Annotated in this window: 20 protein-coding genes and 1 riboswitch; of the genes, 18 read left to right on the top strand and 2 right to left on the bottom strand. The window is 70.8% G+C overall.

Going from position 1 to position 24,414, the window contains the following annotated elements; all coding sequences use genetic code 11:
- Positions 1-56: 56 nt before the first annotated feature.
- The 3 genes from INQ48_00965 (at position 57) to INQ48_00975 (ending at position 5,530) form a co-directional block, all read left to right on the top strand.
- Entirely contained in the window at positions 57-2,381 is a 2,325-nt protein-coding gene (locus INQ48_00965) for an AAA family ATPase (GenBank protein ID QRF57868.1), read from the top strand.
- Positions 2,382-2,509: 128 nt separating this feature from the next.
- A complete protein-coding gene (locus tag INQ48_00970) occupies positions 2,510-4,093 on the top strand; it encodes a peptidase S41 (GenBank protein QRF57869.1) in 1,584 nt (527 codons plus the stop codon).
- Positions 4,094-4,336: 243 nt separating this feature from the next.
- Positions 4,337-5,530 carry a nucleoside hydrolase gene (locus tag INQ48_00975; protein QRF57870.1) on the top strand — a complete coding sequence of 398 codons (1,194 nt, stop codon included), beginning with the start codon at positions 4,337-4,339 and terminating at the stop codon, positions 5,528-5,530.
- Between the two features lie 6 nt (positions 5,531-5,536).
- Here INQ48_00975 and recQ read toward each other — a convergent pair whose 3' ends face one another.
- Positions 5,537-7,375, bottom strand: a complete 1,839-nt coding sequence (recQ, locus tag INQ48_00980; protein QRF60564.1) for a DNA helicase RecQ — start codon at positions 7,373-7,375, stop codon at positions 5,537-5,539.
- 422 nt (positions 7,376-7,797) lie between these two features.
- Here recQ and INQ48_00985 point away from each other — a divergent pair, with 422 nt between their 5' ends.
- From INQ48_00985 to INQ48_01050, 14 genes are all read left to right on the top strand, one after another.
- Entirely contained in the window at positions 7,798-8,760 is a 963-nt protein-coding gene (locus INQ48_00985) for an ABC transporter substrate-binding protein (GenBank protein ID QRF57871.1), read from the top strand.
- A 42-nt stretch (positions 8,761-8,802) separates the two neighbouring features.
- Positions 8,803-9,687, top strand: a complete 885-nt coding sequence (locus INQ48_00990; GenBank protein ID QRF57872.1) for an ABC transporter permease — start codon at positions 8,803-8,805, stop codon at positions 9,685-9,687.
- Positions 9,684-10,481 (top strand): ABC transporter ATP-binding protein, encoded by a 798-nt coding sequence (locus tag INQ48_00995; protein QRF57873.1) that lies wholly within the window; start codon positions 9,684-9,686, stop codon positions 10,479-10,481. Before INQ48_00990 ends, INQ48_00995 begins: the two co-directional genes overlap by 4 nt.
- 5 nt (positions 10,482-10,486) lie before the next feature.
- On the top strand, positions 10,487-11,266 hold the full coding sequence (gene hutC / locus INQ48_01000) for a histidine utilization repressor (protein QRF57874.1): 780 nt from the start codon (positions 10,487-10,489) through the stop codon (positions 11,264-11,266).
- 64 nt (positions 11,267-11,330) lie between these two features.
- Positions 11,331-12,896, top strand: coding sequence for a histidine ammonia-lyase (gene hutH, locus INQ48_01005; protein ID QRF57875.1), 1,566 nt, complete (start codon positions 11,331-11,333; stop codon positions 12,894-12,896).
- 53 nt (positions 12,897-12,949) lie between these two features.
- On the top strand, positions 12,950-14,683 hold the full coding sequence (locus INQ48_01010; GenBank protein QRF57876.1) for a urocanate hydratase: 1,734 nt from the start codon (positions 12,950-12,952) through the stop codon (positions 14,681-14,683).
- 2 nt (positions 14,684-14,685) lie between these two features.
- On the top strand, positions 14,686-15,267 hold the full coding sequence (locus INQ48_01015; GenBank protein ID QRF57877.1) for a HutD family protein: 582 nt from the start codon (positions 14,686-14,688) through the stop codon (positions 15,265-15,267).
- 183 nt (positions 15,268-15,450) lie between these two features.
- A complete protein-coding gene (locus tag INQ48_01020) occupies positions 15,451-16,695 on the top strand; it encodes an imidazolonepropionase (protein QRF57878.1) in 1,245 nt (414 codons plus the stop codon).
- Complete coding sequence (locus tag INQ48_01025; protein ID QRF57879.1) at positions 16,692-18,074, top strand: formimidoylglutamate deiminase; 1,383 nt, start codon at positions 16,692-16,694, stop codon at positions 18,072-18,074. Before INQ48_01020 ends, INQ48_01025 begins: the two co-directional genes overlap by 4 nt.
- A 13-nt stretch (positions 18,075-18,087) precedes the next feature.
- Positions 18,088-18,903, top strand: coding sequence for an N-formylglutamate deformylase (gene hutG / locus INQ48_01030; GenBank protein QRF57880.1), 816 nt, complete (start codon positions 18,088-18,090; stop codon positions 18,901-18,903).
- 7 nt (positions 18,904-18,910) lie between these two features.
- Positions 18,911-20,299, top strand: a complete 1,389-nt coding sequence (locus tag INQ48_01035) for an FAD-binding oxidoreductase (GenBank protein QRF57881.1) — start codon at positions 18,911-18,913, stop codon at positions 20,297-20,299.
- Complete coding sequence (locus INQ48_01040; protein QRF57882.1) at positions 20,296-21,435, top strand: histidinol-phosphate transaminase; 1,140 nt, start codon at positions 20,296-20,298, stop codon at positions 21,433-21,435. Before INQ48_01035 ends, INQ48_01040 begins: the two co-directional genes overlap by 4 nt.
- Complete coding sequence (locus INQ48_01045) at positions 21,432-21,581, top strand: hypothetical protein (GenBank protein QRF57883.1); 150 nt, start codon at positions 21,432-21,434, stop codon at positions 21,579-21,581. Before INQ48_01040 ends, INQ48_01045 begins: the two co-directional genes overlap by 4 nt.
- Positions 21,582-21,638: 57 nt before the next feature.
- A complete protein-coding gene (locus tag INQ48_01050) occupies positions 21,639-22,688 on the top strand; it encodes a homocysteine S-methyltransferase family protein (protein ID QRF57884.1) in 1,050 nt (349 codons plus the stop codon).
- A gap of 23 nt (positions 22,689-22,711) precedes the next feature.
- Here INQ48_01050 and INQ48_01055 read toward each other — a convergent pair whose 3' ends face one another.
- Positions 22,712-23,635 carry a LysR family transcriptional regulator gene (locus INQ48_01055; GenBank protein ID QRF57885.1) on the bottom strand — a complete coding sequence of 308 codons (924 nt, stop codon included), beginning with the start codon at positions 23,633-23,635 and terminating at the stop codon, positions 22,712-22,714.
- A 117-nt stretch (positions 23,636-23,752) separates the two neighbouring features.
- Here INQ48_01055 and INQ48_01060 point away from each other — a divergent pair, with 117 nt between their 5' ends.
- Positions 23,753-24,190 carry a PACE efflux transporter gene (locus INQ48_01060; protein QRF57886.1) on the top strand — a complete coding sequence of 146 codons (438 nt, stop codon included), beginning with the start codon at positions 23,753-23,755 and terminating at the stop codon, positions 24,188-24,190.
- A 59-nt stretch (positions 24,191-24,249) separates the two neighbouring features.
- Positions 24,250-24,374, top strand: a riboswitch (S-adenosyl-L-homocysteine riboswitch).
- The last annotated feature ends 40 nt before the right edge of the window (positions 24,375-24,414 follow it).

Raw genomic sequence — 24,414 nt, forward strand, 5'->3', positions numbered from 1 at the left:
GCCAAAAGTCTGCGTTATGGTCTGGCCGGTAATTCCCCTCTCTGGAGGTTCGTCCGATGGTCAAGCGTGCGGGTGTCGATGTCGTGGCTGCTGCGGTTCGCGGGCAGGCATTGCCGTCGCCCGGTCTCAAGGAAGCACCGGTGCTCGAGCTCATGTGCTCGCACTTCGTGCTCACGCTCGCCGCCAAGCAGGGGCCGCGCTTCAACGTGCGGCGCGACATCAACGGATTGCTCTCGCTGACCGGCCGCCACCTGGTGTGGCCGGCCGCGGTGCTGCAGCGGCTGCGCGAATTCCTCGGCCGCCGCTGCGCGGGCAACGAGGCCTGGAAGGGCGTCGAGAACCTCGACGGCCGCACGCTGCTCGAGCGCCACGGCGTCTGGCGCGGCCCGTACGAGGAAGGCACGCTGTTCTTCTACCTCGACGAGTACGCGAAGGACCAGCCCAAGGACCTGCTCTCGGTGCTGGCCGTCACGCGCGACTGGCTCACGCATGCGCTGCGCAAGCAGTCCACGCTGGTCGAGAAGAACATCGATGCGCTCGCGGGCCTGCTGCAGCTCAACAAGGCCGAGCGCGCGCTGCTGCTGTACGGCACGCTCGCGCGCTACCAGCGCGACCTGCGCTCGCTGCTGGTCGAGTTCAAGGTCAACAACGCGCCCGAGGCCTATGCCGCGATCGCCGACATCGCGGGCGTGAACGCGAGCGAGGTCGGCGAGGCGCTGCGCGCCGGCTCGCGGCTCGAGCGCATCGGGCTGGTCGAGAACCTGATCTCCGAACACAACATCACCGACCTCGCCGACCTGATGAAGGTCAGCGAGAAGCTGCCGCCGGTGCTGATGCGCGAGTACCGCGACCACAACGAGCTGATGGCCGTGTTCACGCGGCCCTCGGCCAAGAGCGCGCTGCTGCCCAACGACTTCTCCTTCGTCGACGAGGAGGTGCGCGTGCTCGTGACGCTGCTGCGCGCGGCGGTCGCGCGCAAGGAGCTCGGCGTGAACGTGCTGCTCTACGGCCCGCCCGGCACCGGCAAGACCGAGCTCGCCAAGGTGGTGGCGCAGGCCGCGGGGCTCGAGCTGTTCGAGGTCGAGTACGCCGACCGCGACGGCAACTCGCTGTCGGGCCGCGACCGCTACCGCTCGCTGCAGATCGCGCAGGTCTTCCTCAAGGGCAGCGCCCAGGCCGCGCTGCTGTTCGACGAGGTCGAGGACGTGTTCCCGCCGATCAGCACCGAGGCCGCGCAGTACATGGCGCGCGCCGAACAGATTCCCGCGCCGGCCAACGGCAGCGTCAGCGGCAAGGCCTGGGTCAACCAGATCCTCGAAGCCAACCCGGTGCCCACGCTGTGGGTCACCAACCGCATCGAGCAGATCGATCCCGCGTTCCGGCGCCGCTTCGCCTACCACCTCGAGCTCAAGTCGCCGCCGCCGGGCGCGCGCGAGCAGCTCGTGAAGAAGACGCTAGAGGGCGTGACGGTGTCCGAGGCCTTCACCGCCAAGCTGGCCGGGCGCAAGGGCCTGACGCCCGCGCAGATCCGCACCGCGGTGCGCTTCGCGGGCCTGGCCCAGACCGACGACGCCTCGGTCGAGGCGCTGATCGAACGCCAGCTGCGCAATGCCGACCTCGCGCTGGGCACCACCGACACCGGCCGCGGCGAGCGCCGCACCGTGACCACCTACGACCTCGACATGCTCAATGTCGAGACCCGCTTCGAGATCCCGCGCGTCGTCGAGGCGCTGAAGGCGCGCGGCCACGGCACGCTGTGCTTCTACGGCGCGCCCGGCACCGGCAAGACCGCGCTCGCCGAGCACATCGCCAAGGCCATCGCGCGGCCGCTGATCGTGCGCCAGGCCAGCGACCTCATGAGCAAGTACGTCGGCGAGACCGAGCAGAACATGGCCGCCATGTTCCGCGAGGCCGAGAGCGAGAAGGCCGTGCTGCTGCTCGACGAGGCCGACAGCTTCCTGCAGGACCGCCGCGGTGCCCAGCGCACCTACGAGGTCACCGAGGTCAACGAGATGCTGCAGGGCATGGAGCGCTTCAACGGCATCTTCGTGTGCACCACCAACCTGCTCGACCGGCTCGACCAGGCTGCGCTGCGGCGCTTCACCTTCAAGATCAAGTTCATGCCGCTGACCGCGGCGCAGCGCGAGCGCATGTTCGTGACCGAGGCGCTCGCGGGCGATGCGTCGCTGCTCACGGGCGAGGTCCGCGCGCGGCTGACGCAGCTTTCGCAGCTGTGCCCCGGCGATTTCGCGGCGGTGAAACGCCAGACCGATATCCTGGCGACCGAGTTCTCGGCGGCCGAATTCCTCGACCAGCTCGAGGCCGAGCACCGCATCAAGCCCGAAGTGCGCGAATCGCGCGGCATGGGTTTCGTGCAGTAGCGGCCCCGCACGGCCGGAGCGCAGCAAGAACAAGGGCGGAAGGGAAGCCGCCGACAGGCCGGGAGCCACGTGCTTTCCGGGTTCCAGACGTCCGCCCGCGTCCGCGGGCCCGCATGAGGGAGATTTCGATGAGCTTTCGCAACCCAGGCCGTGCGCGGCCACACGCCGGGGCTTCGAGCCGCTGGGCCCTGGCCGGTGCGCTGGCCCTCGCGGGGCTGCTCGCCGGCTGCGGCGGTGGGGGCGGCGGCGGAGGCGGGGGCCTGCCGTTCCTGCCGGGAACGGGGACCGGAACCGGAACGCCCGGCACGGGCGACGACGACGCGATCGTCGCCTCCTCGAGCGTGGCCGGCCAGTGCGCCGCGCCACGTCCCGGCATCAATCCGGCCACCGGCCTCGGCTACCCCGACCGCGCCGGCTCGCTGGCGATCGAGAAGCGCTGGGTGCGCGCCTGGATCGACGAAACCTACCTCTGGTACAACGAGGTGCCGACCACGCTGAAGGCGGCCGACTACGCGACGCCGGTGGCCTACTTCAACGTGCTGAAGACCCCGCTCACCACGGCCTCGGGCCGCGCCAAGGACCGCTTCCACTACGTCTACGACACCGAGGTCTACCGCCAGCTCTCCGAGGCCGGTGTCTCGGCCGGCTACGGCATCGAGTTCGCGTTCGTGCGCAACTCGCGCCCGCGCGACCTGCGCGTGGCCTTCACCGAACCGAACTCGCCGGCGGCCAACGCCGGCATCGCACGCGGCGCCAAGATCCTCGAGGTCGACGGCATCAGCGTGGTCAACAGCACCAACACCACCGCCATCAACAACGCGCTGTCGCCCGCCGCGCTCGGCGAGTCGCACAGCTTCAGGCTCGAGGAGGCCGGCGGCGCCACGCGCACCGTCACGCTGGCCGCGGCCCAGATCACGCGCACGCCGGTGCAGAACGTGAAGACCGTCGACACGGCGAGCGGCCGCGTCGGCTACCTGCTGTTCAACGACCACATCACGACCTCCGAGGCGCAGCTGATCGCGGCCATGAACAAGTTCAAGGCCGACGGCGTGCAGGACCTCGTGCTCGACATGCGCTACAACGGCGGCGGCCAGCTCAACATCGCGAGCCGGCTCGCCTACATGATCGCCTCGCCGGCCGCCACCGCGGGCAAGACCTTCGAGCGGCTCGCCTTCAACAACAAGAATCCGTTCGGCTTCCAGGCGCCGCTGCCCTTCCTCGGCACCTCGCGCAACAGCCTGCCGCTGCCGCAGCTCGGCCTGTCGCAGGTCACGGTGCTCACCAGCCCCGACACCTGCTCGGCCAGCGAGTCGGTCATCAACGGCCTGCGCGGCGTGGACGTCCGTGTCAACCTCGTGGGCGGCACCACCTGCGGCAAGCCCTACGGCTTCTATCCGCAGGACAACTGCGGCACCACCTACTTCGCGATCCAGTTCCAGGGCGTGAACAACAAGGGCGCCGGCGACTACGGCGACGGCTTCGCGCCCAACTGCACGGTGGCCGACGACTTCACGCATGCGCTGGGCGATACCAGCGAGGCGCGCTTCTCGGCCGCGCTCGCGCTGCGCAGCACCGGCAGCTGCCCGGTGCCGGTCGCCGCCGCGGCGCGCGCCGCGCCGGAACTCGAGAAGGCGGACGCGGCACAGGACACGGGTCCGATGCTGCTGCTGCGCTCGTCGCTGCGCGAGAACCGGCTGATCGAGACCGACTGATCCACCGGCCGGCGCCCTTCTCGCCGAACCGACGAACGGGCCCGACGGGCCCGTTTTCGCGTGTCCGAACGCGCCGGCCGCGCCCCATCCTCCTCGCGGAAAACCCCTAGGCCACGGCCCTTGCCTGTGCCGTGCCCTCGCGCCCAGAATTCAGCAAACGTTTGCGCAAACGTTTTCGTTCGAGCGACCGTTCGACGGTTTCCCCCTCAAGACAACCACTATTCCAAGGAGAGAGAGATGCAGATGCCCAGAAGACGATGGATCGTTTCGGCCCTGTCGGTCGCGGCGCTCACCGCCTGCGGCGGCGGTGGCGGCAACGGCTTCGCGTTCGTGCCGACCGGCAGCGCGCCGCCGCCCCCACCGCCTCCGCCGCCGCCGCCGCCGCCCCCTCCGCCGGCGCGCAAGATCATCATCGACAGCGACTACAACACCATGAGCGACGACGGCCAGCTCGGCGCCATGGCCGCGCAGCTGCAGGCCGAGGGCAAGGTCGACGTGCTGGGCATCAGCGTGGTGTCGGGCAACAAGTGGCTGCGCCAGGGCGTGGCCGAGGCGCTGAAGTCGGTCGAGCGGCTCGGCGTGGGCGATCGCATCGGCGTCTACGTGGGCGAGAACTACGCGCTGAACCACACCAAGGCCGACATCGACGCCGAGATGAAGGCCGGTGCCGGCGGCGACGGCTACCTGGGCGCCTGGAGCTCGCCCGAGCCCAAGAGCGACGCCGAGCTGGTGCCGATCCCCGACGGCTTCGCCACCCACACCAAGGTGCAGGCCAAGGGCGCGGTCGACTTCCTGATCGACGCCATCAAGGCGAATCCGAAGGAGGTCAGCATCCTCGCGATCGGCCCGCTCACGAACATCGCGCTGGCCGCCAAGCGCGCGCCCGAGATCGTGCCGCTGATCAAGGAGATCATCTACATGGGCGGCGCTGTCCACGTGGCCGGCAACACGACCAAGACGGCCGAGTTCAACTGGTGGTTCGACCCCGATGCGGCGCAGTACGTGGTGCGCCTGCCGATCCCGCAGGTGGTGCTGCCGCTGGACGTGACCGACACCGTGCTGATGACCAAGGCCATCTACGACAAGATCGCGCACCCGGCCACGCCCACGCCGGTCACCGAGGTCTTCCGCAAGGAATGGTTCGCGGACTCGTTCGAGACCAAGCCCGGCTACACCTCGAACATCTGGGACACGCTGACCATCGCCTACCTGCTCGACCCGAGCTACGCGACCGAGGTCAGCGAGGAGTACGTCGACGTGATCGCCAAGCCCGGCGATCCCGAGAACGGCCGCTCGGTCGGCTATGCCACGCCGCCCGCGGGCGTGGCGCTGCAGAAGATGAAGGTGGTGAAGAAGTTCGACAACGCGCGCTTCTACGATCTCTACGTCGACCTGCTCACGCGGCCGGTGCCGGTGAAGCTGCCGGTCGCGAACTGAGGCCGGCTAGAACGCCGAGCACACCCGCAGCACCTCGCTGCCGTAGGCCTCGAGCTTCTTGGTGCCGATGCCGCTGATGCCCTTCAGGTCCTCGAGCGTGGCCGGCGCCCGCTCGGCGATCGCGGCCAGCGTGGCGTCGTGGAAGATCACGTAGGCCGGCAGGTTGTGCTCGCGCGCCACCTCGGCGCGCCAGGCCTTGAGCGCGTCGAAGCGCGACTGGCCCTGCGCGTCGAGCGTGGCCGCGGCCGGCGAGGGCGCGCCGCGCGCGGTCTTCTCGCGCCGCGCCTTGCCGCCGCGAGCCGTCGACGAGGAGATCGATTCGCGCAGCGACACCGTGGTCTCGCCGCGCAGCACCGCGCGCGAGCCCTCGGTGAGCTTGAGCGTGTTGTAGGCCTCGGCGTCGACCGCCACCGCGCCGATCGCGATCAGCTGGCGCAGCACGCCGCGCAGCTGCACCTCGCTGAATTCCGCGCCGAGCCCGAAGGTGCTGATGCGTTCGTGGCCGAACTGCTTGACCTTCTCGGTCTCCTTGCCGCGCAGGATGTCCATCACGTGGCCGGCGCCGAAGCTGATGCCGCTTTGCTGCTGCACGCGGTAGACGGTGGACAGCAGCTTGCGCGCTGCGTCGGTGCCGTCCCAGACCTGCGGCGGCGCGATGCAGTTGTCGCAGTTGCCGCAGGGCGTGCTCTGCTCGCCGAAGTAGCCCAGGAGGCGCACGCGCCGGCAGTCGCTGGCCTCGGCCAGCGAGAGCAGCGCGTCGAGCTTGCCGCGCATCACCTGCTTGAATTCCTCGCCGGCCGGGCTCTCGTCGATCATGCGGCGCTGGTTCACCACGTCCTGCAGGCCGTAGGCCATCCAGGCCTGGGCCGGCTCGCCGTCGCGGCCCGCGCGGCCGGTCTCCTGGTAGTAGCCCTCGATGTTCTTGGGCATGTCGAGGTGGGCCACGAAGCGCACGTCGGGCTTGTCGATGCCCATGCCGAAGGCGATGGTGGCGCACATCACGATGCCTTCCTCGCGCAGGAAGCGGTCCTGGTGCAGCTGGCGCACCGAGGCGTCGAGCCCCGCGTGGTAGGGCAGGGCGTTGATGCCCGCGTCGCGCAGCGCCACCGCCACGTCTTCCACGCGCTTGCGCGACTGGCAATAGACCACGCCGGCATCGCCCTCGTGCTCGCGCTCGATGAAGCGCAGCAGCTGCGTGGTGGCTTCCTTCTTCTCGACGATGGTGTAGCGGATGTTCGGCCGGTCGAAGCTCGAGACGAACTGCTGCGCCTGCTCGAGCTGCAGCCGCTCGACGATGTCGGCGCGCGTGAGCGCGTCGGCGGTGGCGGTCAGCGCGATGCGCGGCACGCCCGGGTAGCGCTCGTGCAGCACGGTCAGCGCGCGGTACTCGGGACGGAAGTCATGGCCCCACTGGCTCACGCAATGCGCCTCGTCGATCGCGAACATCGACAGCTTGCCGCGCGCGGCCAGCGCGTCCATCAGCTCGAGGAAGCGCGGCGTGGTCACGCGCTCGGGGGCGGCGTACAGCAGCGTGACCTCGGCGCGCGCCATGCGGCGCTCGACGTCCTGCGTCTGCTGCCAGTCGAGCGTGGAATTGAGGAAGGCCGCGTCCACGCCGGCCTCGTGCAGCGCGCCGACCTGGTCGTGCATCAGCGCGATCAGCGGCGACACCACCACCGCGATGCCGTGCCCGGCGCGCTGGCGCGCGATCGCGGGGATCTGGTAGCACAGCGACTTGCCGCCGCCGGTGGGCATCAGCACCAGGGCGTCGCCGCCGCCGGTCACGTGGTCGACGATCGGGGCCTGCGGACCGCGGAAGGCGGCGTAGCCGAAGACCTCGTGCAGGATCTGCGCGGGGTCGGCGGAAGGTGAATTGGACAAGGCGGCGGGCTGGGTGGCGACGGAAGGGGTCGATTGTCGCCGCAGCGCAGCAGGCGCGCCGCCGCGGTCGCGGGCCCGGGCGCGACCGCCCGTCGGCCTGGGTGGCGGCCTCGACGCGCGGCCCGGCTGGCACGCCGCTTGCAAGCGATCGGCATTCGCCTGAAATGCCTGTATAGACAGCATTCTGGTGCATGCCTCGGACGGTCCGCACCAATACAAGGTGCGCTCCACGACGGCTTGCACCGTTCCCACCGCAGCTTTTTCGGGTTATCCTGTATATACAGGGGTGTTCAGGCGAATGACACTGCGGCCGCGCACCACGGAAAGCTCCGACGGAGCGCTGCCAGCCGATTCAATTGACGCTTCACACGAACAGGAGGGCCTCGATGGCCAAGACAGTCGCAAAGATCGCCACGCTGCTGGCAGCCGGTGCATGCATCGCGGGCGCGGCCGGGGGCGCCGCCGCCCAGACCAGGATCACGCTCGGCATGTCGGGCTGGACCGGCTTCGCGCCGCTGTCGCTGGCCGACAAGGCCGGCATCTTCAAGAAGAACGGGCTCGACGTGGAGCTCAAGATGATCCCGCAGAAGGACCGCCACCTGGCGCTGGCCTCGGGCGCGATCCAGTGCGCCGCCACCACCGTCGAGACGCACGTGGCCTGGAACGCCAACGGCGTGCCGATCGTGCAGATCTTCCAGATGGACAAGTCCTACGGCGCCGACGGCATCGCGGTGCGCAACGACGTCAGGGGCTTCTCCGACCTCAAGGGCAAGACCGTCGGCGTGAGCGCGCCCGGCACCGCGCCGTACTTCGGCCTGGCCTGGATGCTGTCGAAGAACGGCATGAACATCAAGGACGTGAAGACGGTGTCGCTCGAGCCCCAGCCGGCCGCGCAGGCCTTCGTCGCGGGCCAGAACGATGCCGCCATGACCTACGAGCCCTACCTGTCGACCGTGCGCGCCAACCCGCAGGCCGGCAAGATCCTCGCGACCACGCTCGACTACCCGATGGTGATGGACACCGTGGGTTGCGCGCCGACCTGGCTCAAGGCCAACGCCAAGGCCGCGCAGGCGCTGACCGACTCGTACTTCGAGGCGCTCGAGATGATCAAGTCCGACCCGGCCAAGTCCAACGAGCTGATGGGCAGCGCGGTCAAGCAGAGCGGCGAGCAGTTCGCCAAGTCCTCGGCCTACCTGCGCTGGCAGGACAAGGCCGCGAACCAGAAGTTCTTCAGCGGCGAGCTGACCCAGTTCATGAAGGAGTCAGTGCCGATCCTGCTGGAGGCCGGCGTGATCCGCAAGGCGCCCGAGGACCTGGCCGTGACCTTCGACGCGAGCTTCATCAAGTAAGCCACCCCAGCCACAACGACGAAGCGCCACGCATCGCCCGCCATGGAAGCGACGACCGCCATCCCCTCCGCGCCAGCCGCTTCCGCGGCGGCCTCCGTTCCCCCCGCCGCCGTGCCCTCCGCCGCCGTGCCCTCCGCGCGGCGCCGGCGCGCGATGGCGCCGCTCGAACCCGTGAGCCCGCGCGCGCGGTGGATGCTGGGCGTCGGCTTCTTCGTGCTGTTCTTCGCCGTCTGGGCCTTCTTCACGCTCGGCGGCTTCGTCTCGCCGACCTTCCTGGCCAGCCCGGTCACGATGGTGCGCGAAGGCTGGCTGCTGTTCACCGAGTACAACTTCATCCAGGACATCGGGATGACGGTGTGGCGCGTGGTCGGCGGCTTCGTGCTGGCCTCGGTCATCGCCGTGCCGCTGGGCATCGCGATGGGCGCCTACAAGCCGATCGAGGCCTTCCTCGAGCCCTTCGTCTCGTTTTGCCGCTACCTGCCGGCCTCGGCCTTCATTCCGCTGCTGATCCTCTGGGCCGGCATCGGCGAGAGCCAGAAGCTGCTGGTGATCTTCATCGGCTCGGTGTTCCAGGTGATCCTGATGGTGGCCGTGACCGTGGGCAGCGCGCGCAAGGACCTGGTGGAGGCCGCCTACACGCTGGGCGCCAGCAGCCGGGGCATCGTGCGCCGCGTGCTGATCCCGGGCGCCGCGCCCGGCATCGCCGAGACCCTGCGCCTGGTGCTGGGCTGGGCCTGGACCTACGTCATCGTGGCCGAGCTCATCGGCTCCTCCTCGGGCATCGGCCACATGATCACCGACAGCCAGGCGCTGCTGAACACCGGCCAGATCATCTTCGGGATCATCGTCATCGGCGTCATCGGCCTCGTGTCCGACTTCGCCTTCAAGGCCGTCAACCGCCGCCTCTTCGCCTGGAGCACGCTGTGAGCACCCTCGTCAAGCCCGCCCAGTTGTCGATCCGCGGCGTCTCGCGCACCTTCACCGGCACGCGTGGCCAGCGCACGCAGGCGCTGCTGCCGGTCGACTTCGAGGTGCGCGAGAACGACTTCGTCACCATCCTCGGCCCCTCGGGCTGCGGCAAGTCCACCCTGCTGCGGATCGTCGCGGGGCTCGACTTCCCGACCACCGGCGAGGTGCTGCTCGACGGCCAGCCGATCGAGGGTCCGGGCGCCGACCGCGGCGTGGTGTTCCAGAGCTACACCCTGTTCCCCTGGCTCACGATCGCGCAGAACATCCGCTTCGGCCTGCGCGAGCGCGGCATGAGCGAGGCCGAGCAGAAGGAGCGCAGCGAGTTCTTCATCGCCAAGGTCGGCCTGCGCGGTTTCGAGAACCACTATCCCAAGCAGCTCTCGGGCGGCATGCAGCAGCGCACCGCGATCGCGCGCGCGCTGGCCAACGATCCCAAGATGCTGCTGCTCGACGAGCCCTTCGGCGCGCTCGACAACCAGACCCGCGTGCTGATGCAGGAGCTGCTGTTGGGCATCTGGGAATCGGCGCAGAAGACGGTGCTGTTCGTCACGCACGACATCGACGAGGCCATCTTCATGGCCAACCGCGTGGCCGTGTTCAGCGCCCGGCCCGGCCGCATCAAGACCGAGATCGCGGTCGACTTCCCGCATCCGCGCCACTACACGATCAAGACCTCGCCCGAGTTCATGGAGATCAAGGCCCGGCTGACCGAGGAGATCCGCGCCGAGTCGATGGCGGCGGCGGAGCATTGAGACCGATGAAGCGCGACCTGCCGTCCTCCGCACCGAACCCCGCCGGCGCGCCCGCGGCCGCGCCGTCGCTCGCGCTCTATGCGCAGGTCAAGGACCACATCTCGCGCAAGATCCAGGACGGCACCTGGCCGCCCGGCCACCGGCTGCCGTCCGAGCACGAGCTGGTGGCGCAGTTCGCCATCTCGCGCATGACCGCCAACCGCGCGCTGCGCGAGCTCTCGGAGCAGGGCCGCATCGTGCGCGTGGCCGGCGTGGGCAGCTTCGTGGCCGAGAACAAGCCGCAGTCCACGCTGCTGCAGATCGCCAACATCGCGAGCGAGATCCGCCAGCGCGGCCACGACTACCGCTGCGAGTTCATCGCGCTCGAGCGCATCGCCGCCTCGCCCGACATCGCCGTGTGGCTCGACCTGCGGCCCGGCGAGTCGGTGTTCCACACCGTCTGCCTGCACCTGGAGAACGGCACGCCGGTGCAGATCGAGGACCGCTACGTCAATCCGCGCGCCGTGCCCGAGTTCCTCGACCAGGACTTCTCGGTCGTCTCGCCCGGCGAGTACCTGGTGCGCAACGTGCCCTTCGACCAGATCGAGCACGTGGTCGACGCGGTGCTGCCCACCGCCGAGCAGGCCGAGCGCCTCGACATGCCGCCGGCCGACCCCTGCCTGCTGCTGACCCGCCGCACCTGGACCCGCGACCTGCCCGTGACGCTGGTGCGCTGCCTGCACCCGGCCTCGCGCTACCGGCTCGGCAGCCGCTTCCGCGTCGACGGCAACCAGGCCTTCGGCTGAATCCACGCACGCCAACCCGGCCTTCGATTTTTTTCGCACCTACTTGTATATACAGGATCGCACCATGAAGCTTGCTCCCAACGCCGCCACCGAACCGCTCGTGCTCTCGCCCGGCGAGGTCGACCTGCCCGCGCTGCGCCGCATCCATGCGGGCGGCGCGCGGCTCGAGCTCGCCGGCGCCGCGCGCGCCGGCCTGCTGGCCGCCCAGGCCACGGTGCGCCGCATCGTCGAGGCCGGCGAGGTGGTCTACGGCATCAACACCGGCTTCGGCAAGCTCGCGCAGACCATCATTCCGCCCGAGCGCCTGGCCGAGCTGCAGCGCAACCTCGTGCTCTCGCACAGCGTGGGCACCGGCGCGCCGCTGCCCGACGGCGTGGTGCGGCTGGTGCTCGCCACCAAGGCCGTGAGCCTGGCGCGCGGCCATTCGGGCGTGCGGCCCGAGATCGTCGACGCGCTGCTCGCGCTGTTCAACGCGGGCCTCCTGCCGCGCATCCCGAGCAAGGGCTCGGTCGGTGCCTCGGGCGACCTCGCGCCGCTGGCCCACATGGCCTGCGTGCTGATCGGCGAGGGCGAGGTCGGCACGCCCGAGGGCGAGACCATCGGCGGCACCGAGGCCATGCGCCGCATCGGCCTCGCGCCCTTCGTGCTCGGCCCCAAGGAAGGCCTGGCGCTGCTCAACGGCACGCAGGTGTCGACCGCGCTCGCGCTGGCGGGCCTGTTCGGCGCCGAGGACGTGTTCGCGGCCGGCCTGATGGCGGGCGCGCTCTCGCTCGAGGCGATCCAGGGCTCGATCAAGCCCTTCGACGAACGCATCCACGCCGCGCGCGGCCAGCCGGGCCAGATCGCGGTGGCGGGTGCGGTGCGCGCGCTGCTCGAGGGCAGTGACATCGTGCCTTCGCATGCCGACTGCGGTCGCGTGCAGGACCCGTACTCGATCCGCTGCGTGCCACAGGTCATGGGCGCCTGCCTCGACAACCTCGCGCATGCGGCGCGGGTGCTGCGCATCGAGGCCAACGCGGCCTCGGACAACCCGCTGGTCTTCAGCGACACCGGTGACGTGATCTCGGGCGGCAACTTCCACGCCGAGCCCGTGGCCTTCGCGGCCGACATCATCGCGCTGGCGGTGAGCGAGATCGGCGCCATCTCCGAGCGCCGGCTCGCGCTGCTGCTCGACTCGGGCCTCTCGGGCCTGCCGCCCTTCCTGGTGCGCGACGGCGGCGTCAACTCCGGTTTCATGATCGCGCAGGTCACGGCCGCGGCGCTGGCCTCCGAGAACAAGTCGCTGGCCCACCCGGCCAGCGTCGACAGCCTGCCGACCTCGGCCAACCAGGAAGACCACGTGTCGATGGCCACCTTCGCGGGCCGCCGCCTGGCCGAGATGGTCGACAACACCGCGGTGGTGGTCGGCATCGAGGCCATGGGCGCCTGCCAGGGCATCGAGCTCAAGCGCAACGCCGACACTCCGCGCAGCTCCGCGCTGGTCGAGGCCGAGTTCGCCGCCATCCGCGAGCGCGTGGCCTTCATCGAGCAGGACCGCTTCATGGCGCCCGACGTGGAAGCCATGCGCCTGTGGGCCCGCCGCGGCGACTGGGCCGCGCCGCTGGCCGCCGTGCTGCCGAGCCGCGCCTGAACCTTCCCCCGATTCCTCGTCCGACCTTCCTTGCCAACGAAAGGACTCCCGCCATGAACGCACCCGACAAATTCATCGCCGCCAACGCCGCCACCGGCGCCGATCCGCGCCACGACCCCACGCGCGTGATCCGCGCCCCGCGCGGCAGCCAGCTGAACTGCAAGAGCTGGCTCACCGAGGCGCCGTTCCGCATGCTGCAGAACAACCTCGACCCCGAGGTGGCCGAGCGGCCGCAGGACCTCGTGGTCTACGGCGGCATCGGCCGCGCCGCGCGCAACTGGGAATGCTTCGACCAGATCCTCGCCTCGCTGAAGGAGCTCGAGGACGACGAGACCCTGCTGATCCAGTCGGGCAAGCCGGTGGGCGTGTTCAAGACGCACGAGAACGCGCCGCGCGTGCTGCTCGCCAACTCGAACCTGGTGCCGCAGTGGGCCAACTGGGAGCACTTCAACGAGCTCGACCGCAAGGGCCTCTTCATGTATGGCCAGATGACGGCCGGCAGCTGGATCTACATCGGCAGCCAGGGCATCGTGCAGGGCACCTTCGAGACCTTCGTCGAGGCCGGCCGCCAGCATTACGACAACAGCCTCGCGGGCAAGTGGATCCTCACGGCCGGCCTTGGGGGCATGGGTGGCGCGCAGCCGCTCGCGGCCACGCTCGCGGGCGCGGTGTCGCTCAACATCGAGTGCCAGCAGTCGAGCATCGACTTCCGCCTGCGCACCCGCTATGTCGACAAGCAGGCGCGCGACATCGACCATGCGTTCGAACTCATCAAGCAGCACTGCGACGCCAAGGAAGCGGTGTCGATCGCGCTGCTGGGCAACGCGGCGGAGATCCTGCCGGAACTGGTGAAGCGCGCGAAGGCCGGCGGCCTCAAGCCTGACCTCGTGACCGACCAGACCTCGGCGCACGACCTGATCAACGGCTACCTGCCCGCGGGCTGGAGCGTGGCGCAATGGCAGGCCGCGATGAAGGACGAGTCGCAGCATGCCGCGCTCAAGAAGGCGGCCGCGCAGTCGTGCGCGGTGCACGTGCAGGCCATGCTCGACTTCCAGGCCATGGGCATCCCGACCGTCGACTACGGCAACAACATCCGCCAGGTGGCCTTCGACGAGGGCGTGAAGAACGCCTTCGACTTCCCGGGCTTCGTGCCGGCCTACATCCGGCCGCTGTTCTGCGAGGGCAAGGGCCCGTTCCGCTGGGTCGCGCTCTCGGGCGATCCCGAGGACATCTACAAGACCGACGCCAAGATCAAGGAGCTGTTCCCCGAGAACACCCACACGCACCGCTGGCTCGACATGGCGCGCGAGCGCATCAGCTTCCAGGGCCTGCCCGCGCGCATCTGCTGGCTCGGCCTCGGCGAGCGCCACAGGGCCGGCCTGGCCTTCAACGAGATGGTGAAGTCGGGCGAGCTCAAGGGCCCGATCGTGATCGGCCGCGACCACCTCGACACCGGCTCGGTCGCCAGCCCCAACCGCGAGACCGAGGCGATGAAGGACGGCACCGATGCCGTGAGCGACTGGCCGCTGCTCAATGCGCTGCTCAACACCGCGGGCGGCGCCACCTGGGTCAGCCTGCACCACGGCGGCGGCGTGGGCATGGGCTACTCGCAGCATTCGGGCGTGGTGATCGTCTGCGACGGCACCGATGCCGCCGCCAAGCGCATCGAGCGCGTGCTGTTCAACGACCCCGCCACCGGCGTGATGCGCCATGCCGACGCGGGCTACGACATCGCCGTGGCCACCGCGAAGAAGCAGGGCCTGAAGCTGCCGATGATCAAGGGCTGAGCATGGCCGGCGGCACGCAGCGCTTCTCGCGCGCCACCTTGCCCGTCACGCCGTGGAAGAACGGCGGCGGCACCACGCAGGAGATCGCCTGCTGGCCGGCCGGCGCCGGGCTCGAGGACTTCGGCTGGCGCGCGAGCATCGCCCGCATCGCGCAGGCCGGGCCGTTCTCGCGCTTCGCGGGCATCGACCGCTCCATCATGCTGCTCGAGGGCGACGGCGTGCGGCTGCGCTCGGCCGACGGCGCCATCGACCACTCGCTCGACGCGCCGCACCGGCCCTTCGCCTTCAGCGGCGACACCGCGCTCGACTGCACGCTGCTGGGCGGCGCCTCGAGCGATTTCAACGTGATGACCCGCCGCGGCGCCTGGCGCGCCGAGGTGCGCGTGCTCGACGGCGCCACCGCGCTCGAGGCCGCGCCGCACGGCGTGCTGCTCGCGCTGCGCGGCGGCTGGCGGCTCGATGCCGGCGGCACGGCGTGCCGCGAAGGCGAGGGCCTGTGCTGGTCCGACGCACCGCGCGCCTGGCAGCTCGCGCCCGAGGACGCGACGGCACGCCTCGTGGCCGTGCGCATCGTTCCCGCTTGAATCATGAAATACCAACAGCCGGACGCAGAGGACGCGAAGAATCCGCGAAGGTCGCGAAAAAGAAAGTCGAAATTTTCATGAATTCCTTTCGCGTCCTTCGCGCAACCTTCGCGTCCTCTGCGTCCAGAAGTCCGCTTTCCTGCAACGTGACTGGCTCGCGGCGCATTGCATCGGATCACTGACATGACCCTCTCCCATCCTTCCGCCGACGGCCTCTGGACCGGCCTGCGCCTCGCGCCGGGCGCCGCGCCCGGCATCGAATCGGACGATGCCGCCCTCGTCGTCGCGCAGGGCACGATCCGCTGGGTCGGCGCGCGCGCCGCGCTGCCGGCCGAGTACGCGGCATTGCCCGTGCACGACGGCGGCGGCGCGCTGGCCACGCCGGGCCTGGTCGACTGCCACACCCACCTGGTCTACGGCGGCCAGCGCGCCAACGAGTTCGCGATGCGGCTCGCGGGCGCGAGCTACGAGGAGGTGGCGAAGGCCGGCGGCGGCATCGTGTCCTCGGTGCGCGCCACGCGCGAGGCCGACGAAGACACGCTGTTCGCCCAGGCCGCGCCGCGTCTCGAGGCACTGCTCGCCGACGGCGTCTGCGCGATCGAGATCAAGTCGGGCTACGGCCTCGCGCTCGCGCACGAGCGCAAGCAGCTGCGCGTGGCGCGGCGGCTCGGCGAGCACTACGGCGTGACGGTGCGCACCACCTTCCTCGGCGCCCATGCGCTGCCGCCCGAGTACGCGGGCCGCAGCGGCGAGTACATCGAGCTGGTGTGCCGCGAGATGCTGCCGGCGCTCGCGGCCGAGGGGCTGGTCGACGCGGTCGACGTGTTCTGCGAGCGCATCGCCTTCTCGCTCGCCGAAACCGAGCGCGTGTTCCAGGCCGCCCGGGCGCTGGGCCTGCCGGTCAAGCTGCATGCCGAGCAGCTCTCGGACATGGGCGGCGCCGCGCTGGCCGCGCACTACGGCGCGCTGTCCTGCGACCACATCGAGCACCTGTCGGCCGAGGGCATCGAGGCGATGCGCGCGGCCGGCACCGTGGCCGTGTTGCTGCCCGGCGCCTACTACACGCTGCGCGACACCCACCTGCCGCCGATCGAGGCGCTGCGCGCCGCGGGCGTGCCGATGGCGGTCTCGACCGACCACAACCCCGGCACCTCGCCCGCGCTGAGCCTGCTGCTGATGGTCAACATGGCCTGCACCCTGTTCCGCCTCACCGTGCCCGAGGCGCTGGCCGGCGTCACGGTGCATGCGGCGCGCGCGCTCGGCCTGGCGGCCACGCATGGCGCGATCGCCGCGGGCCGGCCCGCGAACTTCGTTCTCTGGTCGGTGCGCGACGCGGCCGAGCTCGCCTACTGGTTCGGCCAGCGACCCGTGCGCACCGTGGTGCGGCAGGGCCGTATCGCCGTCGAAGCCGTGGGAGCCTCGGCATGACGCGCGCGCTGTTCGCGGCCGATGCGCTGCTGCCCACCGGCTGGGCGAAGAACGTGCTGCTGGCATGGAACGAGGCCGGCCAGCTCGTCGAGACGAGAGCCGATGCCGACAAGCCCGCCGCTGCCGACACCGCCAGCGGCCCCGTGATCCCCGGCATGCCCAACCTGCATTCGCACGCCTTCCAGCGCGCCTTCGCGGGCCTGACCGAGCACCGCGCCGAACAGCAGGACAGCTTCTGGAGCTGGCGCACGCTGATGTACCGCTTCGCCGCGCGCCTCGGCCCGCGGCAGATGGAGGACATCGCGACCTGGCTCTATGCCGAGATGCTCGAGGCCGGCTACACCAGCGTCTGCGAGTTCCAGTACGTGCACCACGACGCCGACGGCAAGCCCTATGCCGACGACGCCACGCTGAGCCGCGCGCTGCTGCGCGCCGCCCACAAGACCGGCATCGGCTTCACCCTGCTGCCGGTGCTCTACCAGACCAGCGGCTTCGGCGGCCTGCCGCCCAACGAGGGGCAGCGGCGCTTCATCCGTTCCACCGACTCGATGCTGCGGCTGCTCGAGGCACTCAAGCCCGCCTGCGACGCGCAGGGCGCGCGGCTCGGCCTCGCGCCGCACTCGCTGCGCGCGGTGCCGCCCGAGGCGTTGCGCGAGGCGCTCGCGGGGCTCGATGCGATCGAGGCCGGTGCGCCGGTCCACATCCACATCGCCGAGCAGACCAAGGAGGTCGACGACTGCATCGCCTGGAGCGGCCAGCGCCCGGTGGCGTGGCTGCTCGACCATGCGCCGGTCGACGCGCGCTGGTGCCTGGTGCATGCCACGCACATGGACGCCGACGAATACCGGCGCGGTGCCAGGAGCGGCGCGGTCGCCGGCCTCTGCCCGACCACCGAGGCCAACCTCGGCGACGGCCTGTTCGACTTCGCGGCCTGGCGCCAGCACGGCGGCGCGTGGGGCCTGGGCTCCGACAGCCATGCCTGCGTCGATGCGGCCGAGGAGCTGCTGATGCTCGAGTACGGCCAGCGCCTGCGCACGCGCCAGCGCAACGTGGGCGCGACCGCGGCGCAGCCACACGTGGCGACCGCGCTCACCCTGCAGGCGGTGCAGGGCGGCGCGCAGGCCGCGGGCCGCGCCATCGGCGGCCTCGCGGCGGGCCAGCAGGCCGACTTCGTGGTGCTCGATGCGCAACGGCTCGCGCTGCAGGGGCTGCCGGCGCCCGACATGCTGTCGGCGCACGTCTTCGCAAGCCACCGCACCAGCGCGATCGACGCCGTATGGGTGGCGGGCCGCCCGCGCGTTGCCGCCGGACGCCATGCGCTGCATGCCGAGGCCGCGTCGGCCTTCGTGGCCGCGCGCACCCAACTGCTCCAAGACTGAGGAACCCCATGCCATGACTTTCGCCACCACCGAACCGGCCTTCCGCTTCCGCCAGGGCACGCGCCCGCTGCTGATCTCGATGCCGCACGTGGGCACCCACGTGCCGGGCGCGCTGCTCGCGCGCTTCACCGAGGAGGCGCGCCACGTGCCCGACACCGACTGGCACCTCGAGCAGCTCTACGACTTCGCCGACGAACTCGGCGCCTCGGTGCTGGTGGCCACGCACTCGCGCTACGTGATCGACCTCAACCGTCCGCCCGACGGCGCCAGCCTCTACCCGGGCCAGAGCGTCACCGGCCTGTGCCCGGTCGACACCTTCGACGACACGCCGCTGTACGCCGCGGGCGACCTGCCCGGCGAGGCCGAGATCGCCGCGCGCCGCGATGCGATCTGGCAGCCCTACCACGCGCAGCTCGCGGCCGAATTGGCGCGACTCAAGGCCGCGCACGGCACCATCGCGCTGTGGGACGCGCACTCGATCCGCTCGGTGCTGCCGCGCTTCTTCGAGGGCAAGCTGCCCGACCTCAACCTCGGCACCGCCGACGGCAGGAGCTGCGACCCCGCGCTCGCCGCCACCTTGCTGGGCATCGCGACGTCGAACCCCGGCTACACCGGCGTGCTCAACGGCCGCTTCAAGGGCGGCCACATCACGCGCCAGTACGGCAACCCCGCGGGTGGCGTGCACGCGGTGCAGCTCGAGATGACGCAGTCGAGCTACATGCAGGAGGCGCTGCCCTTCGCCTACCTGCCCCAGGTGGCGGCCGGCGTGCAGCCGCAGGTGCGCCGCATGCTCGAGGCGGTGCTCGACTTCGTCGAAGGCCGCGGGTGAGCCAGCAGTGAGCGACGAGGCCTTTCTCGCCGCGCTCGGCGAAGCACTGGGCGCCGGCCAGGTGCTGCGCGGCGAGGCCATCGCAGAGCGCCATCGCAGCGACTGGAGCGGCGTTGCGCCCGTGCTGCCGCTGGCGCTGGTTCGGCCGCGCGACACGCGCGAGGTGTCGGCCGTGCTGCGCCTTTGCAGCGAGCATCGCGTGCCCGTGGTGCCGCAGGGCGGGCTCACCGGGCTGGCCGGCGCGGCGGTGCCGCGCGCGGATGCGATCGCGCTCTCGCTCGAACGCATGAACGCCATCGAGTCGCTCGATGCCGCCGCCGGCACGCTGACCGTGCAGGCCGGCGCCACCCTGCAGTCGGTGCAGGAGGCGGCCGCCGCGCAGGGCCTGCTGTTCGGCGTTGACTTCGGCGCGCGCGGCTCGTGCCAGATCGGCGGCGCGCTGTCGACCAACGCGGGCGGCAACGGCGTGCTGCAGTTCGGGATGATGCGCGAACAGGCGCTGGGCCTGGAGGTGGTGCTGGCCGACGGCCGCGTGCTGCCGATGCTGCGGCCCATGCTCAAGAACAACACCGGCTACGACCTCAAGCAGTTCTTCATCGGCGCCGAGGGCACGCTGGGCGTGATCACGCGCGCGCTGCTGCGGCTGCATCCGGCACCGCGCGCCAAGGCCACCGCGCTGGTCGCGCTGCCGGACTTCGAGGCCGCGCTGGCGCTGCTGCGCCGGATCGGCGCACGCTTTCCGGGTGCGCTGGCGGCCTTCGAGCTGATGTGGCGCGACTTCGTGCAGACCTCGCTGCGCTGGCAGCAACTGCGCGAGCCCTTCGACGCGGTGCATCCGCTGGTGGCGCTGGTCGACGTGGCCGGCGAGGACGAGGCCGCGCTGCGCGAGGCGCTCGAGGCGGCGCTGGCCGGCGCGATGGAGGAGGGCGCGGCGGTCGATGCCGTCATCGCCCAGTCGCAGTCGCAGGCGCGTGCCTTCTGGAAGATCCGCGAGGCCACGGCCGAGCTGCCGGTGCACATGCATCCGCCGATCAACCTCGACGTGAGCCTGCCGATGGCCGCCATCGGCCGCTTCGCCGACGACTGCCGCGCGGCGCTCGATGCACGCTGGCCCGGGCACCATTCGCTGTTCTTCGGCCATGTGGGCGACAGCAACCTGCACGTGACCACCGACGGCCAGGCCATCGGCGGCGAGGCCGAGGCCTTCGAGCGCATGGTGTACGCGCAGGTCGAGGCCCGCGGCGGCAGCATCTCGGCCGAGCACGGCATCGGCCTGCACAAGAAGCCCTACCTGGGCGCGAGCCGCACTCCCGACGAACTGGCCGCCATGCGCGCCATCAAGCAGGCGCTCGACCCCCTCCACCTGCTCAACCCCGGCAAGGTATTCGACCTGTGAACACGACCGCCATCCATGCCCTCGCGCGGCCCGAAGTCGCGCCGCTGCCGGCCTACAACGCCGGCCTGTCCTCGGAGGCCGTGCGCGCGCGCTACGGCGTCGACGAGATCGCGCGGCTCGCGAGCAACGAGAACCCCTATGGCGCGAGCCCCGCGGTGGCGCGCGCGCTGGTCGACCTGGCGGCGCGCGCGGGCACCTACCCCGATGCCCACTGCACCGCGCTGCGTGCCGCGATCGCCGAGCGCTGCGGCGCGCAGCCCGCGGAACTGGTGATCGGCAACGGCTCGGAGGACATCCTCCAGATGCTGTGCCAGGCCTTCCTGGGCCCCGGCGACCGCGTGCTCACGCAGCGCCCGGCCTTCGGCCTGCACGAGATCTATCCGCGCATGATGGGCGCGCAGGTCGAGCTGCTCGCGCTCACGCCCGAACTGGGCTTCGACATCGAGGCCTGGTGCGCGGCGCTCGCGCGCGGCCCCAAGCTGGTGATGCTGGCCAATCCCTCGAACCCGGTCGGCTGCATGTTCGACACGCAGGACTTCGAGCGGCTGCTGGCCGCCGTGCCCGCGGGCACGCTGCTGGTGGTCGACGAGGCCTACTACGAATACGCGCGGCTCGCGCCCGGTTACCCCGACGTGCTCGCGCGGCTGCGCGGCGACGCGGTGGCCTTCCCGTGGATCGTGCTGCGCACCTTCTCCAAGGCCTGGGGCCTGGCGGGCCTGCGCGTGGGCTACGGCATCGCGTCCGACGCGGCGCTGGTGCAGCTGCTCGACCGCGTGCGCACGCCGTTCAACGTGAACCTCGCGGCGCAGGCCGCGGCGCTCGCGGCCTGGGGCGACGAGGCCTGCATGACGGAGGCCGTGGAACGGACCGTGCGGCTGCGCGACGCGCTGGCCGCGCATCTGCGCGCGCGCCGCTGGCCGGGGCTGCGCATCGCGCCGTCGGCGGCCAACTTCCTGTTCATCGACCTGGGCCGGCCCAACGGGCCGGTCAACGAGGCGCTGCTGGCGCGCGGCATCATCGTCAAGCCGTGGAAGGAGTCGGGTTTCGAGCGCTTCATCCGCGTCTCGGTCGGCGCGCCGCATGAGCTCGAGCGTTTCGTCGCGGCGATGGACGAGATCATGTCGAAGGTGCCATGAGGCTCTTTCGCGGCTGGGGCGTCGTCGCGGCGGCCCATGTGCTGCTGGCGGCCTGGGCGATCCGGGCCCGGCCGCAGGAGCTCGGCCTGCTGGCGCTGCTGTCGGTCGGCTGCCTCGCGCGTGCGGCCCGGCACGCGCCGGCCTGAAGTCCCGAAGACCGCTTCGGCGGTGCGGCGGGGGCGCGTTTTCTACAATCCGGACCCATGAAGCCGATCGTCTACACCCGTGCCCAGCAACTGCCCGAGATCCTCGGGCGCCGCATCGCCATCCTCGATGGCGCCATGGGCACCATGATCCAGCGCTTCAAGCTCACCGAGGCCCAGTACCGCGGCGAGCGCTTCAAGAATTTCGAGCGCGACGTGAAGGGCAACAACGAGCTGCTGTCGCTGACCCGGCCCGACGTCATCTCCGACATCCACGAGGGCTACCTCGCAGCCGGCGCCGACCTGATCGAGACCAACACCTTCGGCGCGACCACCGTCGCGCAGGAGGACTACAAGATGGCGCACCTGGCGCGCGAGATGAACCTCGAGTCCGCGAAGCTGGCGCGCGCCGCCTGCGACAAGTACGCCACGCCCGACAAGCCGCGCTTCGTGGCCGGCGCCCTCGGCCCGACGCCCAAGACCGCGAGCATCAGCCCCGACGTCAACGATCCGGGCGCGCGCAATGTCGATTTCGAGGCCCTGCGCGCCGCCTACTACGAGCAGACCGAGGCGCTGGTCGAGGGCGGCGCCGACGTGATCCTGGTCGAGACCATCTTCGACACGCTCAACGCCAAGGCCGCGCTGTTCGCGGTCGACGAGTATTTCGAGAACAGCGGCGAGCGCCTGCCGCTGATCATCAGCGGCACCGTGACCGACGCCTCGGGCCGCATCCTCAGCGGCCAGACCGTGACCGCCTTCTGGCACAGCGTGCGCCATGCGCGGCCGCTGGCCATCGGCCTGAACTGCGCGCTGGGCGCGGCGCTGATGCGCCCCTACATCCAGGAACTGGCGCGCGTGGCCGACGACACCTTCATCAGCTGCTACCCGAACGCCGGCCTGCCCAACCCGATGAGCGACACCGGCTTCGACGAGACGCCCGACGTGACCTCGCGCCTGCTGCACGAGTTCGCGGCCGAGGGGCTGGTCAACATCGTCGGCGGCTGCTGCGGCACCACGCCCGACCACATCGCGGCGATCGGGCGCGCGGTGTCGCCGGTGGCGGGGCGGCTGCTGAACAATGCGGCGGGGTTCTACAAGGAAGCGGCTTGAGCCCGGGCCCGTAGCCTCGCGTTTCAGGACGCGATAGGCACCGACACCCCGGCAGCCTGCCGCTCGCGCGAAATCAGCGCCACGAAGCGCTGCGCCCCCAGCCCCAGCGGCCGTTCGCGCGACCACACCACGTCCACCCACAGGTTCAGGCCGTTGCTGAGGTTCTCGAGCGGGATCTCGACCAGCGCGCCCGCCGCCACGTGCGGCCGCACGAAATTGCGCGGCAGCCAGCCCCAGCCGACGCCGGCGGTGATCAGGCTCAGGGCGGCCAGCGCGTTGTCGGTGCGCCAGAGGTGGCGCGCGAACACGCTGCGCGGGTCCATGGTCGCGACGAGGTCGCGGCCGGCCACCACGATCTGGCGGGTGGCGATCAGGTGCTCCTCGCGCAGGCGGCCGCCGGGCGCGGCGGCCAGCACCGGGTGGCCCGGCGCCATCACCGCGACCATGGTGTCGCTGCCCACCTCCTGGAAGCCCTCGCGGCCGTCGAGGCTGGGCCGCTCGAACACCAGCGCGAGCTGGGCCCGGCCGCTGTGCAGCAGCGCCAGCGCGTCGGCCTGCGGCGCGGCCAGCACCTCGACCTGCAGCAGCGGGTACTCGTGCGCCAGCTCGGCCAGCGCGCCGCTCCAGGGCGCGGCCAGCAGCTCGGGCGCGATCGCGAGCGTGAGCCGCTCCTCCAGCCCCTGCGTGAGCGCCAGCGCCTGCGCGTCGAGCTGGCGCAGCTGCGCCGCCAGCGCGCGCGCCTGCGGCTCGAGCGAGCGCGCGGCGGCCGTGGGCCGGGGCTCGCGGCCCTTGCGGTCGAACAGCTGCAGGTCGAGCTCGGCCTCGAGGTGGGCGATGGCCATGCTGACCGCCGACGGCACACGGCGCAGCGCGCGGGCGGCGGCCGAGAAGGAGCCGTGGTCGATCACGGCCAGGAAAACTTCGACGCTCTCGCTGGAGAAGCTCATGGCGGTTTTCGGATGGACCTATCAATAAAACTGAAATAAGTTGACTTTTTATATCAGCAGAAGACACATAAAGTCCAGGCATTGCAGTCACACAACAAGCCAAAGAGAAAGTCCGTCATGCAGGGAATCCAGCGCCGCATCGTCTACATCACCCTCTACGAAGGGATCGCCATCGTGGCCGCCAGCGCCGGGCTGGCGCTGCTGACGGGCGCCGGCCTCGGCCATTCGGGCGCGCTGGCGGTGGCGGCCTCGGTCATCGCGGTGATCTGGAACCTGATCTTCAACAGCCTGTTCGAGCGCTGGGAGGCGCGCCAGGCGGTGCGCGGGCGCAGCATCAAGCGCCGCATCGCCCATGCCATCGGCTTCGAGGGCGGCCTGATCGGCCTACTGGTGCCGATGTTCGCCTGGGGCCTGGGCATCTCGCTGTGGCAGGCGCTGGTGATGGACCTCGGGCTGGTGATCTTCTTCCTGGTCTACACCTTCGTCTTCAACTGGGCCTTCGACCGCGCCTTCGGGCTGCCGGCGTCGGCGGCGCCGGTCGCGCAGGCGGCCTGAACCCGCGCCGATAGACCCGCGCGCCGGCCGCGCCACCGGCAGCCGGTAAAATCGCCACCCCTTCCAAGGAGCGTTGCAGCGGCGGCGCGCGGCACCCCCGGTCCGCGCACCCGCCGTCAGGCTTGGAAGGCGCCTTCTCGCAGAACCTGCCCGGAAGGCCCGGTTGCAACGACGCTCACCTGACGTGTCTTCCCCTGCCCAGGTGAGCCCCATGAGCGATGTTC

The organism is Variovorax paradoxus (assembly GCA_016806145.1).
In the GTDB taxonomy this organism is placed as follows: domain Bacteria; phylum Pseudomonadota; class Gammaproteobacteria; order Burkholderiales; family Burkholderiaceae_C; genus Variovorax.

Coding starts and splice junctions, on each gene's coding strand:
- hutH (QRF57875.1), top strand. CDS start 11,331: ATGAAGCTTGCTCCCAACGCCGCCACCGAACCGCTCGTGCTCTCGCCC.
- INQ48_01020 (QRF57878.1), top strand. CDS start 15,451: ATGACCCTCTCCCATCCTTCCGCCGACGGCCTCTGGACCGGCCTGCGC.
- INQ48_00970 (QRF57869.1), top strand. CDS start 2,510: ATGAGCTTTCGCAACCCAGGCCGTGCGCGGCCACACGCCGGGGCTTCG.
- INQ48_01050 (QRF57884.1), top strand. CDS start 21,639: ATGAAGCCGATCGTCTACACCCGTGCCCAGCAACTGCCCGAGATCCTC.
- INQ48_01045 (QRF57883.1), top strand. CDS start 21,432: ATGAGGCTCTTTCGCGGCTGGGGCGTCGTCGCGGCGGCCCATGTGCTG.
- INQ48_01025 (QRF57879.1), top strand. CDS start 16,692: ATGACGCGCGCGCTGTTCGCGGCCGATGCGCTGCTGCCCACCGGCTGG.
- INQ48_00985 (QRF57871.1), top strand. CDS start 7,798: ATGGCCAAGACAGTCGCAAAGATCGCCACGCTGCTGGCAGCCGGTGCA.
- INQ48_00975 (QRF57870.1), top strand. CDS start 4,337: ATGCCCAGAAGACGATGGATCGTTTCGGCCCTGTCGGTCGCGGCGCTC.
- INQ48_01055 (QRF57885.1), bottom strand. CDS start 23,635: ATGAGCTTCTCCAGCGAGAGCGTCGAAGTTTTCCTGGCCGTGATCGAC.
- hutG (QRF57880.1), top strand. CDS start 18,088: ATGACTTTCGCCACCACCGAACCGGCCTTCCGCTTCCGCCAGGGCACG.
- INQ48_01010 (QRF57876.1), top strand. CDS start 12,950: ATGAACGCACCCGACAAATTCATCGCCGCCAACGCCGCCACCGGCGCC.
- INQ48_00965 (QRF57868.1), top strand. CDS start 57: ATGGTCAAGCGTGCGGGTGTCGATGTCGTGGCTGCTGCGGTTCGCGGG.
- hutC (QRF57874.1), top strand. CDS start 10,487: ATGAAGCGCGACCTGCCGTCCTCCGCACCGAACCCCGCCGGCGCGCCC.
- INQ48_00990 (QRF57872.1), top strand. CDS start 8,803: ATGGAAGCGACGACCGCCATCCCCTCCGCGCCAGCCGCTTCCGCGGCG.
- INQ48_01015 (QRF57877.1), top strand. CDS start 14,686: ATGGCCGGCGGCACGCAGCGCTTCTCGCGCGCCACCTTGCCCGTCACG.
- INQ48_01060 (QRF57886.1), top strand. CDS start 23,753: ATGCAGGGAATCCAGCGCCGCATCGTCTACATCACCCTCTACGAAGGG.